General features: G+C 43.4%; 13 protein-coding genes. 3 read left to right on the top strand and 10 right to left on the bottom strand.

What is annotated here, in order from left to right:
• Nucleotides 1–60 precede the first annotated feature (60 nt).
• The 3 genes from GL182_RS18785 to GL182_RS18775 are packed head-to-tail and all read left to right on the top strand — an operon-like array spanning nt 61 to nt 3,883.
• Nucleotides 61–1,626 carry a glycerol-3-phosphate dehydrogenase/oxidase gene (locus tag GL182_RS18785; RefSeq protein ID WP_163381328.1) on the top strand — a complete coding sequence of 522 codons (1,566 nt, stop codon included), beginning with the start codon at nt 61–63 and terminating at the stop codon, nt 1,624–1,626.
• Between the two features lie 4 nt (nt 1,627–1,630).
• Complete coding sequence (gene glpK / locus GL182_RS18780) at nt 1,631–3,133, top strand: glycerol kinase GlpK (protein WP_163381327.1); 1,503 nt, start codon at nt 1,631–1,633, stop codon at nt 3,131–3,133.
• 3 nt (nt 3,134–3,136) lie between these two features.
• The gene (locus tag GL182_RS18775) at nt 3,137–3,883 is read left to right on the top strand and encodes an MIP/aquaporin family protein (protein ID WP_163381326.1); all 747 of its coding nucleotides are present in this window, start codon (nt 3,137–3,139) and stop codon (nt 3,881–3,883) included.
• A gap of 17 nt (nt 3,884–3,900) precedes the next feature.
• On the opposite strand, the gene rodA is transcribed toward GL182_RS18775, so the two are convergent.
• The 10 genes from rodA to GL182_RS18725 all read right to left on the bottom strand — a co-directional run bounded on the left by rodA (nt 3,901) and on the right by GL182_RS18725 (nt 14,572).
• Nucleotides 3,901–5,175, bottom strand: a complete 1,275-nt coding sequence (gene rodA / locus GL182_RS18770; RefSeq protein WP_163381325.1) for a rod shape-determining protein RodA — start codon at nt 5,173–5,175, stop codon at nt 3,901–3,903.
• On the bottom strand, nt 5,176–6,978 hold the full coding sequence (mrdA, locus tag GL182_RS18765; protein WP_163381324.1) for a penicillin-binding protein 2: 1,803 nt from the start codon (nt 6,976–6,978) through the stop codon (nt 5,176–5,178). It abuts the gene before it with no gap.
• Nucleotides 6,979–7,500, bottom strand: a complete 522-nt coding sequence (locus GL182_RS18760) for a rod shape-determining protein MreD (protein WP_163381323.1) — start codon at nt 7,498–7,500, stop codon at nt 6,979–6,981.
• Nucleotides 7,497–8,330, bottom strand: coding sequence for a rod shape-determining protein MreC (mreC, locus tag GL182_RS18755; RefSeq protein WP_163381322.1), 834 nt, complete (start codon nt 8,328–8,330; stop codon nt 7,497–7,499). The genes GL182_RS18760 and mreC overlap by 4 nt, the downstream gene beginning before the upstream one ends.
• Nucleotides 8,331–8,337: 7 nt before the next feature.
• Nucleotides 8,338–9,366 carry a rod shape-determining protein gene (locus GL182_RS18750; RefSeq protein ID WP_073091793.1) on the bottom strand — a complete coding sequence of 343 codons (1,029 nt, stop codon included), beginning with the start codon at nt 9,364–9,366 and terminating at the stop codon, nt 8,338–8,340.
• A gap of 221 nt (nt 9,367–9,587) precedes the next feature.
• A complete protein-coding gene (purH, locus tag GL182_RS18745; RefSeq protein ID WP_163381321.1) occupies nt 9,588–11,114 on the bottom strand; it encodes a bifunctional phosphoribosylaminoimidazolecarboxamide formyltransferase/IMP cyclohydrolase in 1,527 nt (508 codons plus the stop codon).
• Nucleotides 11,115–11,246: 132 nt separating this feature from the next.
• Nucleotides 11,247–11,804: a phosphoribosylglycinamide formyltransferase gene (purN, locus tag GL182_RS18740; protein ID WP_163381320.1), complete on the bottom strand. Its 558-nt coding sequence runs from the start codon at nt 11,802–11,804 to the stop codon at nt 11,247–11,249.
• 46 nt (nt 11,805–11,850) lie between these two features.
• Nucleotides 11,851–12,792, bottom strand: coding sequence for a glycosylase (locus GL182_RS18735; protein ID WP_205603689.1), 942 nt, complete (start codon nt 12,790–12,792; stop codon nt 11,851–11,853).
• A 31-nt stretch (nt 12,793–12,823) separates the two neighbouring features.
• Nucleotides 12,824–13,696 (bottom strand): geranylgeranylglycerol-phosphate geranylgeranyltransferase, encoded by an 873-nt coding sequence (locus GL182_RS18730; RefSeq protein ID WP_163381319.1) that lies wholly within the window; start codon nt 13,694–13,696, stop codon nt 12,824–12,826.
• A 93-nt stretch (nt 13,697–13,789) separates the two neighbouring features.
• Entirely contained in the window at nt 13,790–14,572 is a 783-nt protein-coding gene (locus GL182_RS18725; RefSeq protein ID WP_163381318.1) for a Rossmann-like and DUF2520 domain-containing protein, read from the bottom strand.
• Between the last annotated feature and the right edge of the window lie 46 nt (nt 14,573–14,618).

The following is a 14,618-nucleotide window of genomic DNA, read 5'->3' as shown; positions in this document are numbered from 1 at the left end:
ATTTCTTTTTGTTTCTTTTTGTTTCTTTTTATCTTACTTTAGTGAGGTAATAAGATTAAAATGAAAAGGAAAAATAATTTATCCAGGGTAATACAAGAAGAAGAGATTTGGGATCTGGTAGTAATTGGAGGAGGGGCTTCAGGGCTGGGCGTGGCACTAGATGCCCTTTCCAGGGGTTTAAAGGTCTTGTTGTTGGAAAAGTCTGATTTTGCCAAAGGTACCTCCAGCCGAAGTACCAAACTGGTTCATGGGGGGGTACGATATCTGGCTCAGGGAGAAGTTGGCCTGGTGCTGGAAGCCCTGAAGGAAAGGGGGAGGTTATTAAAAAATGCCCCCCACCTTACCGTAAATCAGCCATTTGTCATTCCTTTGTATACTTTCTTTGACCGGGTGAAATATACTTTAGGGTTGAAGATTTACGATTGGATGGCGGGCAGCTTAAGGTTGGGGAAATCCAGGTTTATTTCCAGAGCTGAAACCATTAAAAAACTTCCTGCTATTCGCGAAAAGGGCCTAAAGGGTGGTATTGTTTACCATGATGGGCAATTTGATGATGCCAGGTTGGCTTTGATCATTGCCAAAACCTGTGATGAAATGGGCGGTTGTTTGCTGAATTATGCCAAGGTAAATGCACTTGCCAAGGATGAGGCTGGGAAAATTAATGGGTTGGAATTCAGAGATTTGCTTGGGAAGAAGAACTACAGGGTCAATGCCAGGACGGTGGTCAACGCCACAGGGGTATTTGCCGATAAAATTTTGCAGCTGGACAATCCTGATGCGGGGAGAATGATTCAGCCCAGTCAGGGTGTTCATTTGGTTGTTGACGCCCATTTTCTTGGAGGTACTGATGCCTTGATGATTCCCAGCACTTCAGATGGAAGGGTTCTTTTTGCTGTGCCCTGGCAGGGGAAACTGGTCCTTGGGACCACGGACACCATAAGAAAGAAGGCTAAAATGGAACCTCAACCACTGGCCTCCGAGATAGATTTTATTTTGGAAACAGCTGGTAATTACCTGAATTCAGCTCCCCAAAGGAAGGATGTTTTATCCGTTTATGCCGGACTGAGGCCTTTAGCAGCCCCAAAAGAGGGCAGTACCAAAACGAAAGAAATATCCAGAAGCCACAAGGTAATTGTTTCCGATAGTCATTTGATTACCATTACAGGGGGTAAATGGACTACCTTCAGGAAAATGGGGGAAGATACTGTAGATGCACATTATCGAATCCACGGAATCCAACAGGCAGAAAGTACATCTGCAGAAAAAAAATTACATGGCTACACGCTATCTCCGGAAGAAGGGCATTTGCAATGGTATGGTTCAGACGGGAGCGAAATTCTTCAATTACAGAAAGAAAACAAGGAATGGAAGGAACCCTTGCATGAAAATTATCCCTATACCGGAGCTGAGGTGGTCTGGGCGGTAAGAGAAGAAATGGCGCAGAAAATAGAAGATTTTTTATCCAGGAGGTGTCGGCTATTGTTTTTAGACGCCAAGGCGGCCATGCACATGGCACCAAAGGTTGCTGCCATTATGGCCGCAGAACTTGGAAAAGATGAAGCCTGGATAAGGAAGGAACTGGAAGAATTTTATAAATTAGCCAAGAAATACTTAATTCATCAATAAACCCATGAAGCAAGATAACCAATTTTTAATGGCGCTGGACCAGGGCACAACCAGTTCCAGAGCCATTATTTTTAATAAGAAAGGGCAAATCGTCTCCTCTGCCCAAAAGGATTTTGAACAGATTTTCCCCCAATCCGGATGGGTAGAGCATGATCCCGGAGAGATATGGACCTCCCAGGCATCTGTAGCGACAGAAGCCATTACCCGTGCTAAAATCAGTGCCCATCAGATTGCTGGAATAGGTATTACCAATCAGCGGGAGACTACCATAATTTGGGATAGGAATACCGGCGAGCCTATTTTTAATGCCATAGTCTGGCAAGACAGGCGTACAGCATCCTTTTGTAATTCCCTGAAAGACAAGGGACATGCCGATATGGTTAGGGATAAAACAGGGCTCATTATTGATGCTTATTTCTCGGGAACAAAAATCAAATGGATTTTGGATCATGTGGATGGCGCCAGAGAAAGAGCCAGGAAGGGAGAATTGTGTTTTGGTACTGTAGATAGCTGGCTGGTATGGAAAATGACCGCAGGTGCAGCACATATTACTGATATTACCAATGCCAGCAGGACCATGATTTTTAATATTCATGAAAGAAAGTGGGACGAAGAGTTGTTGGCACTTTTGGACATTCCTAAAGAAATACTGCCTGCGGTAAAATCGAGTAGCGAGGTGTACGGGACCACCTCTGGAGACTTATTGTCTGCAAAAATTCCTATCGCAGGAATAGCAGGTGACCAGCAGGCGGCCTTATTCGGTCAGTTATGTACGGAGCCAGGGATGGCCAAAACTACCTATGGTACGGGCTGTTTTCTGGTGATGAACACGGGTAATAAACCGGTGAAATCCAATAATCAATTGCTGACCACCATCGCCTGGCAATTGGGAGATGAGGTCAATTATGCCCTCGAAGGTAGTGTATTTATAGGCGGAGCGGCCATTCAATGGCTCAGGGATGGGATTTCAGTTATAAAGGATGCAAGGGACAGTAAGAAAATGGCGGAAAGTCTGGATGACAATGGAGGGGTTTATTTTGTTCCAGCCTTGACCGGACTGGGTGCACCCTATTGGGATCAGGATGCTAGAGGAGCATTTTTTGGTATCACCAGAGGCACCAGCAGGGCACATATGGTCAGGGCAGGACTAGAGGCCATTGCCTATCAGGTACATGATGTATTGAAAGCCATGGAAAAGGATGCCGGAGAAGAAACCAAAGAAATGCGGGTGGATGGTGGCGCCACCGCCAATGATTTTTTGATGCAATTTCAGTCAGATCTTAATCAGTGTGAAATAAAAAGACCAGCCATCATAGAGACAACTGCCCTGGGAGCGGCTTATTTGGCTGGTTTGGCGATAGGCTTTTGGGAAGATCTGGATGAAATCAGGGCTTTGTGGAAAGCAGATGAATCCTTTAAGCCGGAAAAGGATAAAAAAGAAATGGAAAAGAACCTTAAATACTGGCACAAGGCAGTAGACAGATCGTTAAATTGGTTAACTGATTGATATATGAATGTATTTGTTGCTGAATTTGTCGGTACCTCTTTGCTTTTGGCCATGGGTTCCGGAGTAGTGGCCAATGTGGTGTTGAACAAAACCAAGGGTTTTGATTCGGGGTGGATTGTTATTACGACCGCCTGGGCTTTAGGTGTCTTTATTGGTGTAGTGGTGGCGGGTCCTTACAGCGGAGCTCATTTGAACCCTGCAGTTAGTATTGGTCTGGCCATCGCCGGTGATTTTGCCTGGGACCTGGTGCCCAAATATGTTTTGGCCCAGGTTTTAGGAGCCATGTTTGGTTCAGGTATCGCCTGGCTGGTATACAAAGATCACTTTGATGCCACCGAAGATCCTGGTTTGAAGTTTGCCCCGTTTGGTACAGTACCCGCTATCCGGAATTATTCTTCCAATTTAATTTCAGAGATTGTGGGAACCTCAGTTTTGATCATCGTGATCCTATATTCTACAGGACCCGTTTTACAGGATGGAGAGGGAATTCCCATAGGTTTGGGATCCCTGGGAGCACTTCCTGTGGCTTTTCTGGTTTGGGTGATTGGTCTTTCACTCGGGGGAACGACGGGCTATGCCATCAATCCTGCACGAGATTTGGGTCCCCGGATCATGCATCAAATTTTACCCATCAAGGGGAAAGGAACCTCGGATTGGGCATACAGTTGGGTGCCCATTATTGGGCCTATCCTGGGGGCCGCTATCGCTGCAGGAATCTATTTACTCCTGGGTGTAGGGGGAATGGTTTGATACCTTTTAAGTATCATTTAATAGCTTCTACCCAAAATTTGAATTCGGTGGGAATCTAGTTTGATAAATATAAACAAGAGTATGGTGAAAGACCATAGTGAGGAACCTCCATAGCTAAAAAAAGGCAAAGGAATCCCTACCACAGGAAAGAGCCCGACGGTCATTGCGATGTTGATTGAGAAATGGAAAAACAGCAGTCCTATGACACAATACCCGTAAATTCTGGAAAAGCGCGTCTTTTGTCTTTCTGCTAAAAATACCAGGCGAAGCAGGAATATGACGAAAAGGGAAATCATGATCAGACTTCCTGTCCAGCCAAACTCTTCTCCCAGGGTACAGAAAATAAAATCCGTATGCTGTTCGGGAACAAAATCAAATTTTGTTTGTGTCCCTTCCAAATACCCTTTTCCAAATAGTCCTCCTGAGCCTATGGCTATCTTGGACTGGGTCACGTTCCAGCCGACGCCTAATGGGTCTACATCCGGATCAAACAGGACCATGATACGGTTTTGTTGGTGAGGGGGTAATTTTTCGACCACATAGTCCAGGCTGTAAGCGTAGCCAAGCATCAGGATTCCCAGGAAAAAAATCCCGGCTATATTTTTCCAGGTTTTTTTACTGGCTAAAACCAAAAGCAGGATGATGGCTCCGATGCCACCATAGAGGTACCAGTTATTGTTGATGAGCAAAGTGAAGATGGACAGGGCGATCAGGCTTAATGCGAATATGTAGTATTTTTGAGGCATACCCTCCCGGTAGAGCATGATAAAGAATGAACTGTATACCATGGCCGTACCGGTATCCGGCTGTAGCATGATCAGGGCGACCGGAAGTCCGATAAGCCCCAGCGCTTTTAGCTGATGACTAAATTTTTCCAGGTCAAAGGTAGGGTTCTCCATGAGTTTTGCCAGTGCCAGAGCGGTGGCAAATTTTGCAAACTCTGCTGGTTGAAGTCGGAATATTCCCAATTCGAACCAGGCACGCTGTCCGTTGATCTCTTTACCAATAAAGGGGGTTAGGAAGAGGATGATCACAAATAGGATATAGAGGATCATGCTTAAGTTTTGAAAAAGCCTGTAGTCGGCTACCATGATCAGGGTAATCAGCAAAATGGCGGTACCGATCCAAATCAATTGCTTGCCTGAATTGATGGAAAAATCAAAAATAGAGGTGGCATTTTGCTCGTCATAGACTGCCGCATAGATATTGATCCATCCGACAAAGACCAGGGCAAAATACAGGCCTATGGCAACCCAGTCTATCTTATGAAAATATGTGTCCTTCTGTCTCAATTAATAAATAAATTCAGCTTGTAGCACATATTCCTCCAATTCCGGTCTGCTAATTTCTCCGGTAAGGTACTTTTCTATCAGCAGGCTTGCAGTGCTGGCAGCAGCCCGTCCTCCCCAGCCTGCATTTTCCACATAGACAGCAATGGCAATTTTTGGGTCTTCCTTGGGCGCAAAGGCGATGAATACAGAATGGTCTTCCCCTGCCGGATTTTGGGCCGTTCCGGTTTTTCCTGCAATGGAAATATCTTTCATGATGGCCCTGGCTGCAGTTCCTGAAAGTGCTGCTGCCATGGCATCCTGAATCAAATCAAAATGCTCGCTATCAATGCCGGTCTGTCTTTTGGTTTTGAATTTTTCGGGAATGCGGGAGGTGTCTCCGCCAATAGCCCGAACCAGATGTGGTGTATAATAAAAACCCTTGTTGGCAAAAATGGCGGCCAGATTGGCCATTTGAAGTGGCGTTACCAACATTTCTCCCTGACCGATAGATAAGGAATAAATGGTAGAATATTTCCACCTTCCTTTCCCATAGATCCTGTCATACAATTCACTGGATGGAATGGATCCTCCCTTTTCTCCATGCATGTCTATACCTAACCGACCCCCAAGGCCGAATTTCAAAACTGACTCCCGCCAGTTATCCAGACCAATCTGGGTGTCTTCGTAAGTATTGGAAGAGACTTCACGGTTGATGACCTGCCTGAAAGCCTGGTGGTAGTAGGGGTTGCATGAATTGCGAATGGCGCCGAAAAGATTGACCGGGCTGGGGTGGTTGTGACAGTTGACCAGGGCCCTGTTACAGGGGTAGGTGGTGTTGGGTGTCAATATGCCTTCCTGCATGCCAATCAGAGACTGAACGATTTTAAAGATGGAACCCGGAGGGTACATGGCCATGATGGGCCTGTTGAAAAGTGGTTTTTCCGGATCCAGGTTTAGGGATTGGTAATTTTCCCCGAATTTGGCTCCTGTGAGGATGTTGGGATCATAGATCGGAGCCGAAATCATGGTTAGGATCTCTCCGGTTTTCGGCTCAATGGCCACGATAGAACCCCGCTTGCCCTGCATTAGTTTTTCACCGTAAACCTGTAAATCCAAGTCAATGGTGGATTGAAGGTTCTCCCCGGGGATGGATAAAGTATCCAGGTCTCCGTTTTTAAAGGCACCTTTTTCTATCCCCCGCACGTTTACGAGATTATATTTCACCCCTTTTCTGCCTCTTAGTTCCGGTTCGTAATAGGCCTCTATTCCACTAAGTCCTACATAATCGCCCTGCACATAGTACCTTGTACTATCTCTGCTTAATTGAGAGGAGTTGATTTCTCCTATATAGCCCAGCGCATTGGAGGCGGCAGACTTTGGATAAGCCCTCACAGAACGGGTCATTACAAAAAGGCCCCGGTAATCTATTAAAAAGTCCTGCACCCTGCCGAATTCCTCCTTGGAAATTTGCTTGATCAATGGGGAGGGTTTGACCCAGGAGTAGTTTTTGGCAGCATTAAAGGATTCGATAAGCATTTCCTTTTCGATACCGAATAAATCACAAAACCTGCTGGTGTCAGCCAGTGTAAACTCCTTTGGGATCACCATTAAGTCAAATACCGGATCATTAAATACCATTAAGGAATTATTCCGGTCATAAACCAGACCACGGTAAGGGTGGTCAATCACCCTTTGAATGGCATTTCTTTCCGCTTTTCGCAAATAGCTGTCATCCGTAACCTGAATCAAAAATAACTTTCCCAAAAGTACAAATGCTATCAATGCTATACTGACCGCTACGACCAATGATCTCCCTGTGTACATTTATAATACCCTTTCTTTTTTATAAAATACTGCCTGCACGATGATTCCCAATACAAAGGTAAATGCCATACTAGCTGATACCCTGATAACGAGCGGAAGGTATAAGTCCGTTCCTAAAATATCAATATAAAAAAACAAAAGATGATGGATGAGTATCAGTGGAATACTATAGAATACAAACCAACCCATACCCATATTCAATAGAGTAGGGGGAACATTATCATCATACCCACCTGTGGGAGTATTTACCTGGATCCATGGGTTACGCAAAAAACCTAACAATACCGCACTGGCGGTATGCATTCCCAGACTATCATAAAATAAGTCTATGAATAAACCCATAAAAAAACCGATCAGCATCAGAGGAATGGTAGGCAGTTCATGGGGTAAACTCAACAAGAAAAAAACATACAAGAAACAAAAAGCATAGCCAAATAAGACCAAATCCTTCAATATAAATACCTGGATGAGGAAGTATAAAATAAAGCTTAAACTGTATTTTACGATTTTACCTGTAGTCATGGGCCTGCTGTTTCCATTTCTATACCCAAACTGTCCAATTCCTCCCTGGAATCGTTTTTCACCAGATAGATAAAATTTAATTTGCTGAAATCTACACTGAGTGAGACAGAGATATCCAGGTAATTGGTTTCACTGCCTGGATTTACTGATTTTACCTTACCTATCATGATTCCTTCCGGAAAAACGGCATTGTATCCGGAGGTGACGATTTCCTGCCCAGGTTCTATCTGAACATGCCGGGGAACGTATAGTAATTTCGCTTCGTTTGACTTGAGTCCATCCCATTTGATGGATCCAAATACTTCTGTTTCCTTGATCTTAGAGGAGATTAAAAGGTTGGTATTCAATAAAGATATGACAGAGGAGAAATTATTGCTTGTTCCTTTTACCCGGCCCACCACACCCAGTTCATTAAACACACCCATTCCCTCCTCTATGCCATCTTTTGTCCCTTTATTCAGGGTAATGTAATTTTGGTTGAGGTGAATGGAATTATTGATTACCCTGGCTGACCAAAACTCAAAGTTTTTGGCCAGAACACTGTCTATGGATAAATTCGCAGAATCAAGAACAGGACTTACACGATCCAATTTATTGAGCAGTTCAGCATTTTTTTCTGCTAAAGCCTGGTTGGCTGTATAGAGTGAAAAATAGGAGACAAAATTGTTTTTGACTGACAGCAGGTTTCCCACCAGTTTGTTACTGCTGTTAAAAAACACTGCCCCTTGCGGTGAATTATGCGTGAATATGATCCCCACTGCCAACAACTCCAGAGCCAGAAAAAGAAGTAGCGCCCTTAGTCTGTATAAAAATAAAAATATTTGCTGCATCTCACTTTTATGTCATGAGTACTGTTCTAAAATGATTGATGTTTTTTAAAGCATTTCCAGTACCCCTCACTACTGCTCTGAGAGGATCCTCTGCAATGTGAATGGGCAGTTTTGTTTTTTGATGCAACCTGCGGTCCAGGCCTTTGAGCAGGGCTCCGCCGCCGGTAAGGTGAATCCCATTGTCGTAAATATCTGCCGACAGCTCGGGCGGTGCGATCTCTAAAGCTTTAAGTACCGCTTCTTCAATTTTGGAAACGGATTTGTCCAGTGCAAAGGCAATCTCTGAGTAGGAAACCTTGATTACTTTAGGAATACCAGTCATCAGATCTCTTCCTCGTATTTCATAATCTTCAGGGGCATCGTCCAATTCGGTAAGGGCTGACCCTATGGCTATTTTTACCTTTTCTGCAGACCTTTCTCCTATAAGCAGGTTATGTTGCCTTCTCATGTAATCCAAAATGTCCTTGGTGAAGGTGTCTCCAGCCACGCGGATAGATTGGTCCGCTACAATCCCTGACAATGCAATCAAAGCGATTTCTGTGGTACCTCCTCCTATATCCACAATCATGGATCCCATGGGTTTTTCTATGTCAATGCCTATACCGATAGCAGCTGCTATGGGTTCGTAGATCATGTAAACTTCTTTGCCCCCTGCATGCTCGGCAGAATCTCTTACCGCTCTCTTCTCTACCTCTGTAATACCTGAGGGAATACAGATTACCATCCGGTGAGATTGAGGAAACATGCCCTTGTTGTGACCGGGTATCATTTTGATCATTCCCCGGATCATCTGCTCGGCGGCATAAAAATCTGCGATGACCCCATCTTTCAAGGGACGTATGGTCTTGATGTTTTCATGCGTTTTCTCATGCATGTTCATGGCCTCCCTGCCTACCGCCAGCACTTTATTGTTTGTTTTATCTATGGCAATAATGGATGGTTCGTCCACTACAATTTTTTCTTTATGAATGATCAGCGTATTGGCTGTTCCCAAATCAATGGCAATGTCACTGGAAAAAAAGTCAAATAATCCCATTTCGGTGTTTTCTAAATTAAATGATTATTGTTTTTTTAAAGTTAGCATAATTCGGCCCTTAAAAAGAACGGGTGCCTACAAAAATATTATCTTATTTTCGTTTTATTCATTATATACGTTACTTCTTTAATTTCAATAACTCCCTCAGGAGTCCTGATCCGGGATTTTCCGTAAAAAGGCAAGTGTTTCAGGAAATCTGATAGGTCGCTACCGGATTTGCATCAATGTTTGAAGTGCCTGACCCCTGTCATGACCATGGACATCCCATGGGCATCACAATAGGCAATGCTGTCCTTGTCCTTAATGGATCCCCCCGGTTGTACGACGGCACTGATGCCCTCCTGATCTGCTATTTCCACACAATCCGGAAATGGAAAAAAAGCATCAGAAGCCATGACAGCCCCTTTCAGATCAAAACCGAACGTTTTGGCTTTTTCAATGGCCTGTCTTAGCGCATCTACCCGGCTGGTCTGTCCCACACCACTTGAAAACAACTGGTCTTTGTTGCTCAAAACAATGGTATTTGATTTGGTATGCTTGCAAATTTTCAGGGCAAACAACAGGGCGTCTTTTTCTTCTGCTGTAGGCGCTTTTTTGGTAACCACTTTAAAGTCTGATTTATCTTCAGTTGTCAGATCCTTATCCTGTGCTACAAAACCATTCAACAGCGTTTTTACCTGTTCTGTGCCCGTCAGGTTGATTTTCTGCTTCAAAAGAATCCGGTTTTTCTTGCCTTTCAAAACCTGCAGGGCATCTTCATCAAACTCCGGTGCAATCAGAACCTCAAAAAACAGGCCATGCATGGTTTGAGCTGCTTCCAGATCCACCTTTGTATTGGTGACCAACACGCCCCCAAATGCAGAAATGGTGTCCGCAGCAAATGCTTTTTCATACGCCTCCTTTACCGTTTTGCCAATTGCCGCACCGCAGGCATTGGTATGCTTCAAAATAGCAAAGGCCACTTCATCCTGGAATTCTGCAATCAAAGCTACTGCAGCATCAACATCGACCAGGTTATTATAGGACAATTCTTTCCCATTTAACTGTTCGAAAAGTGCGGTTAAATCACCATAAAAATGGGCACTTTGATGGGGGTTTTCCCCATACCGCAAGCTTTTGGCTTTTCCTTCACTGATCTTCAAAGAAGGGATGTTTTCCTCCTTGTTAAAATAATTGAAAATCTGGGTGTCATAATGGGATGTGACATTGAATGCCTGGGCTGCAAAATACCTGCGGTCTTCAATTTTTAAGCTACCGTTTTGTGATTTCAATTTATCTTCCAAAACCCCGTATTGTTCCCTGGAAGCAATGATGGTGACATCTTCGTAATTTTTTGCGGCTGCCCTGATCAATGCGATTCCACCAATATCTATTTTCTCTATGGTGTCAGCTTCAGATGCTCCTGCCGCTACGGTCTCCTCAAACGGATACAGGTCCACAATGACCAGGTCTATGGCAGGAATTTCATAGGAATTGGCCTGTACTACGTCTTGTTCATTTGACCTGCGATGTAGGATTCCACCAAAAACTTTCGGATGAAGGGTTTTTACCCTTCCACCGAAAATAGAGGGGTAGCCTGTGAGTTCTTCTACAGGGATTACACTTGCCCCTTGTTGTTCAATAAATTTTTGGGTGCCACCGGTGGAATAGATGGTTACCCCTTGCTTCTTTAAAAGTTCGATGATGGGTTCCAGATTGTCCTTGTAATAAACTGAGATCAATGCAGATTGTATTTTCTTTTCAGACATTGCGGTTATCTTTTATTAGTCTTTTCTCCATTGGCGCTGTATTCCATTAAAAACTGCCAATGTATCCGAAAAAGATATGGTAATAAATATTTAGATTTCTATTAAGTGGGCAAAGTTAGGAAAATCAGTGCATTAAATCAGACTTTCGATTACATTTGGATAGTATTTGTGTTCCAGGGCATGCACTTTTTCAGCAATTTGATCGATACTGTCTTCCTCACCAATGGAAACAGCAGCCTGAAAAATGATTTTGCCCTCATCATAATTTTCATTGACCAAATGTATGGTAATGCCGGTTTCGCTATCTCCTGCATCTTTTACGGCTTGGTGGACATGGCTGCCATACATGCCTTTTCCACCATATTTGGGGAGCAAGGCAGGGTGAATATTGATGATTTTTTCTGGAAAGGCTTTTATCAGATCTGCAGGTAACTGGAGTAGGAATCCTGCCAAAACAATCAGATCAGCTTTGTGCTGCTGTAATATTTCAATTAACTTACCCTGTTCCATTTCTGATTTGGAAAAAACACAAGTGGGTACTGTGAATCTTTTCGCCCGTTCCAAAACATAGGCATTTTTTTTATTGGAAGCGACCAATACCACCTTTGCTTTGGAGGATTTTCGAAAATATTCCATGATTTTTTCGGCATTGGTTCCACTTCCGGATGCAAGGATGGCAATGTTTTTCAAGGGAGAGCTAAGGTTTAATGCTGGTGCAAAAATACAAAATCAATTTCTATTTGGCAGGGAAATGTACCACTACTTCGGGATGCATGGTGTAAAACCTGAAGCGTTCTCCATCGTGGACCGTTATGCCACTGGATTTATTGTCGCCCATAATTGGGTTTTCGGGGTATTTGCTCCAATGGACCAGATCACTAGATATGGCCATGTTCATGGTCCAATCACTCCAATCTTCCAATGAAGTGCCATGGTAATAGGCATAATAATGATCTTTATACTTGATGATCTGATTTACTGCCACACCATATTGGTCATATTTTTCTGGCCCCATGGTAATGACCGGATCATCTGTTACATTGGTCCAAACCTTCAGGTCGCGGGAAGTGGCCAACCAGATGCCCTGGTCATTTCGCTCATAAAACAAGTACCAGGTGCCATCCTCCATCCATACAGTGGGGGTACCATATGGGCCCTCACTTAGGGGAGATCCGTCTGCCTGCCGGATGTCCAGGTCGCCCTGATTTTCCCAATGAATTTTATCATTGGAAGTGAGCATTTTGGCAATATCTCCCCTGCCTTCAGCAAACATATAATAGGTATCCCCCTGTTTCCAGACCATCATGTCTTCTACCCAGCTTTCACCAAAAACGGGGTTGTTTTCGTGTCTTTTCCACTGAAAGCCATCTTCGGAAAAGGCATAACCTAATTTTAAAATGGTGTTTTCATCATACCCATCAAATCCTGTATACCACATATGGTATCCGTCATCTTCCTTCAGGATATATCCCCTTTCCCGGATCAGCTTATCCCAGGTAGCTTCCCCGGTTCCTTTAAAAACCGGGTTTTCTCCCTTGGGAGTAAAATTGCGGATTACATCAGGAAATGGTAGGGAATCGACAAATTCGGAGTTGCCATGTTCTGCGGGTTTGGGATTACAGCCCGCCAGAACCACCATGGTAAAAATTAAGGTATAACTGGTAAAATCATTTTTCATACCTAAATATAGGTCATTTTTTGATAATATATTACAGAAAACCCATACTCAGTATCCCGGTTAACATCAGGATTTTGGACAAGGCACTCAATTCCGTAAAATGGGATTTTCTATCGGCTTTGTAAATTTTGACCATGAAGATAAAGAAGAAAATACTCAACCCTCCAAAATAAAGGAATAATAAAGGCTCATTGATTTTAAAAGTGACAAAGAGTATGGCGGCTACAAACAAAAAGGCAATCATGAAGATTACATTTTTTGTTTTTCTAAAGCCCAGAACGATTGGCAATGTCCTGCAGCCATGTTTTCTGTCTCCATTCCTGTCTTCAATATCTTTTAGGATTTCCCTGATCAGGTTGATAAAAAAAGCAAAAATGGCGTACGTTAGAATCAGCAATTCTGATTTTTGATAATACAGGCCTACAATCCAGATGGCCAGACCTGTGAGTGATGCCACAGTGAGGTTGCCAATGAAGGGGAGTCGTTTCAGAGAATTACTGTAAAGCCATAATAAGAAAGCGGCTACAAAGGTAATGGCACCAATCCTCGGATGAACCAGGGTACCTATAAGGATACCAGAAATGTTCATGATGGTATGCAGGGTCATGACCATTCTACGCTTCATACCTTTGCCAATCACCACAGCTTTTGGCCGGTTGACATAATCGATTTTTACGTCATAGTAATCATTGATCATGTACCCGGAGGCGGTAAGGATGACGGTTGATACAATCAACAAGTACAGGTGGTAATCCTGAAGAACCGGGATTCCGGACCTACTGGTACCTACCAGGAAAAAGGCGGTCATCAGTTGGGCAAAAGCGACCATGAGCAAATTTCCCGGGCGAATGATTTTCACAAACGCACTGAAAGTAAATACAGGAGATGCCTTCTGGTTATTCATGCTACAAAATAACGACAAAGGACTCAATTTGAGTAATAATTGCCAATAAAAAAATGCTTCTGATTTATTTTATAACCAATTGTAAATCAATGATTAAAGTTGATTCGAATCAATGATGTCCTGAGAAATCAATCGGTATATTTCTGCCAACTGTGCATTATAGTGTAAAAAATCGTGGTGATTTTCCAGGGTATCAAAATCTTCTCTTTTGGCGGGACCTGTTTGGGCTGCTTTTGCTCCCAGCTGTAAGGTTTTGTTTACTTGCTCAATGATGAGTGGTTTGAGCATATCAAATTCAAGTCCCTGCCTTTTAATGATGCTTTCTGAAATGCCTATCAGGTGGTTGGTGAAGTTGGAAGCAAAAACAGCAGCTACATGTATGGCTCGCCTTTCTTTGGAGGGAACCACATAGTAGGGAGAAGACAGGCTCTCACATAGTTTTTTGAGGATTCTCAAGGCTTTGGATTCCATTGTTTCCAGCAGAAATGGAACCTCTTCAAACCCAATCTCCCGACCTTTGGTAAAACTTTGTAAAGGGTAAAGTATGCCGGTATAATCTGCTGAACTATACGATAAGATGTCCAATGCCATGTTTCCGCTGGTATGTAGGAGCATACTCTCCTCGGGAAGAATGATGGCTTCCGCCAATTCACCTATAGCCTGATCGCTTACTGCCATAACATATAAATTTGCCTGGCTTTCAGTAAAATCCAAATGGTCCTGGGCTTCAGTGCCGTAAAGGCGGGAAGCGATTTTTTCTGCTTTCTCCAAATCCCTTCCATAGATTTCTGTGATCACATGGCCCGCATTTTCAAGTGCTGATGAAAGGTGCCAGGCTACATTTCCTGTACCGATTATTGCAATATTGAATTTCATACCCGTAAAGTAAAAAAATAACCCCTAACTTATTTTAGGGGTTATC

This window comes from Cyclobacterium sp. SYSU L10401 (assembly GCF_010993705.1).
Lineage (GTDB): Bacteria > Bacteroidota > Bacteroidia > Cytophagales > Cyclobacteriaceae > Cyclobacterium.
This window is presented reverse-complemented; position numbering and strand designations above follow the sequence as displayed.

Excerpts from the sequence above, each read along its gene's own strand:
- mreC (WP_163381322.1), bottom strand. The coding sequence starts at position 8,330 with ATGCAGCAAATATTTTTATTTTTATACAGACTAAGGGCGCTACTTCTT.
- GL182_RS18725 (WP_163381318.1), bottom strand. The coding sequence starts at position 14,572 with ATGAAATTCAATATTGCAATAATCGGTACAGGAAATGTAGCCTGGCAC.
- GL182_RS18735 (WP_205603689.1), bottom strand. The coding sequence starts at position 12,792 with ATGAAAAATGATTTTACCAGTTATACCTTAATTTTTACCATGGTGGTT.
- purH (WP_163381321.1), bottom strand. The coding sequence starts at position 11,114 with ATGTCTGAAAAGAAAATACAATCTGCATTGATCTCAGTTTATTACAAG.
- mrdA (WP_163381324.1), bottom strand. The coding sequence starts at position 6,978 with ATGTACACAGGGAGATCATTGGTCGTAGCGGTCAGTATAGCATTGATA.
- GL182_RS18760 (WP_163381323.1), bottom strand. The coding sequence starts at position 7,500 with ATGACTACAGGTAAAATCGTAAAATACAGTTTAAGCTTTATTTTATAC.
- GL182_RS18785 (WP_163381328.1), top strand. The coding sequence starts at position 61 with ATGAAAAGGAAAAATAATTTATCCAGGGTAATACAAGAAGAAGAGATT.
- glpK (WP_163381327.1), top strand. The coding sequence starts at position 1,631 with ATGAAGCAAGATAACCAATTTTTAATGGCGCTGGACCAGGGCACAACC.
- GL182_RS18750 (WP_073091793.1), bottom strand. The coding sequence starts at position 9,366 with ATGGGATTATTTGACTTTTTTTCCAGTGACATTGCCATTGATTTGGGA.
- GL182_RS18775 (WP_163381326.1), top strand. The coding sequence starts at position 3,137 with ATGAATGTATTTGTTGCTGAATTTGTCGGTACCTCTTTGCTTTTGGCC.
- GL182_RS18730 (WP_163381319.1), bottom strand. The coding sequence starts at position 13,696 with ATGAATAACCAGAAGGCATCTCCTGTATTTACTTTCAGTGCGTTTGTG.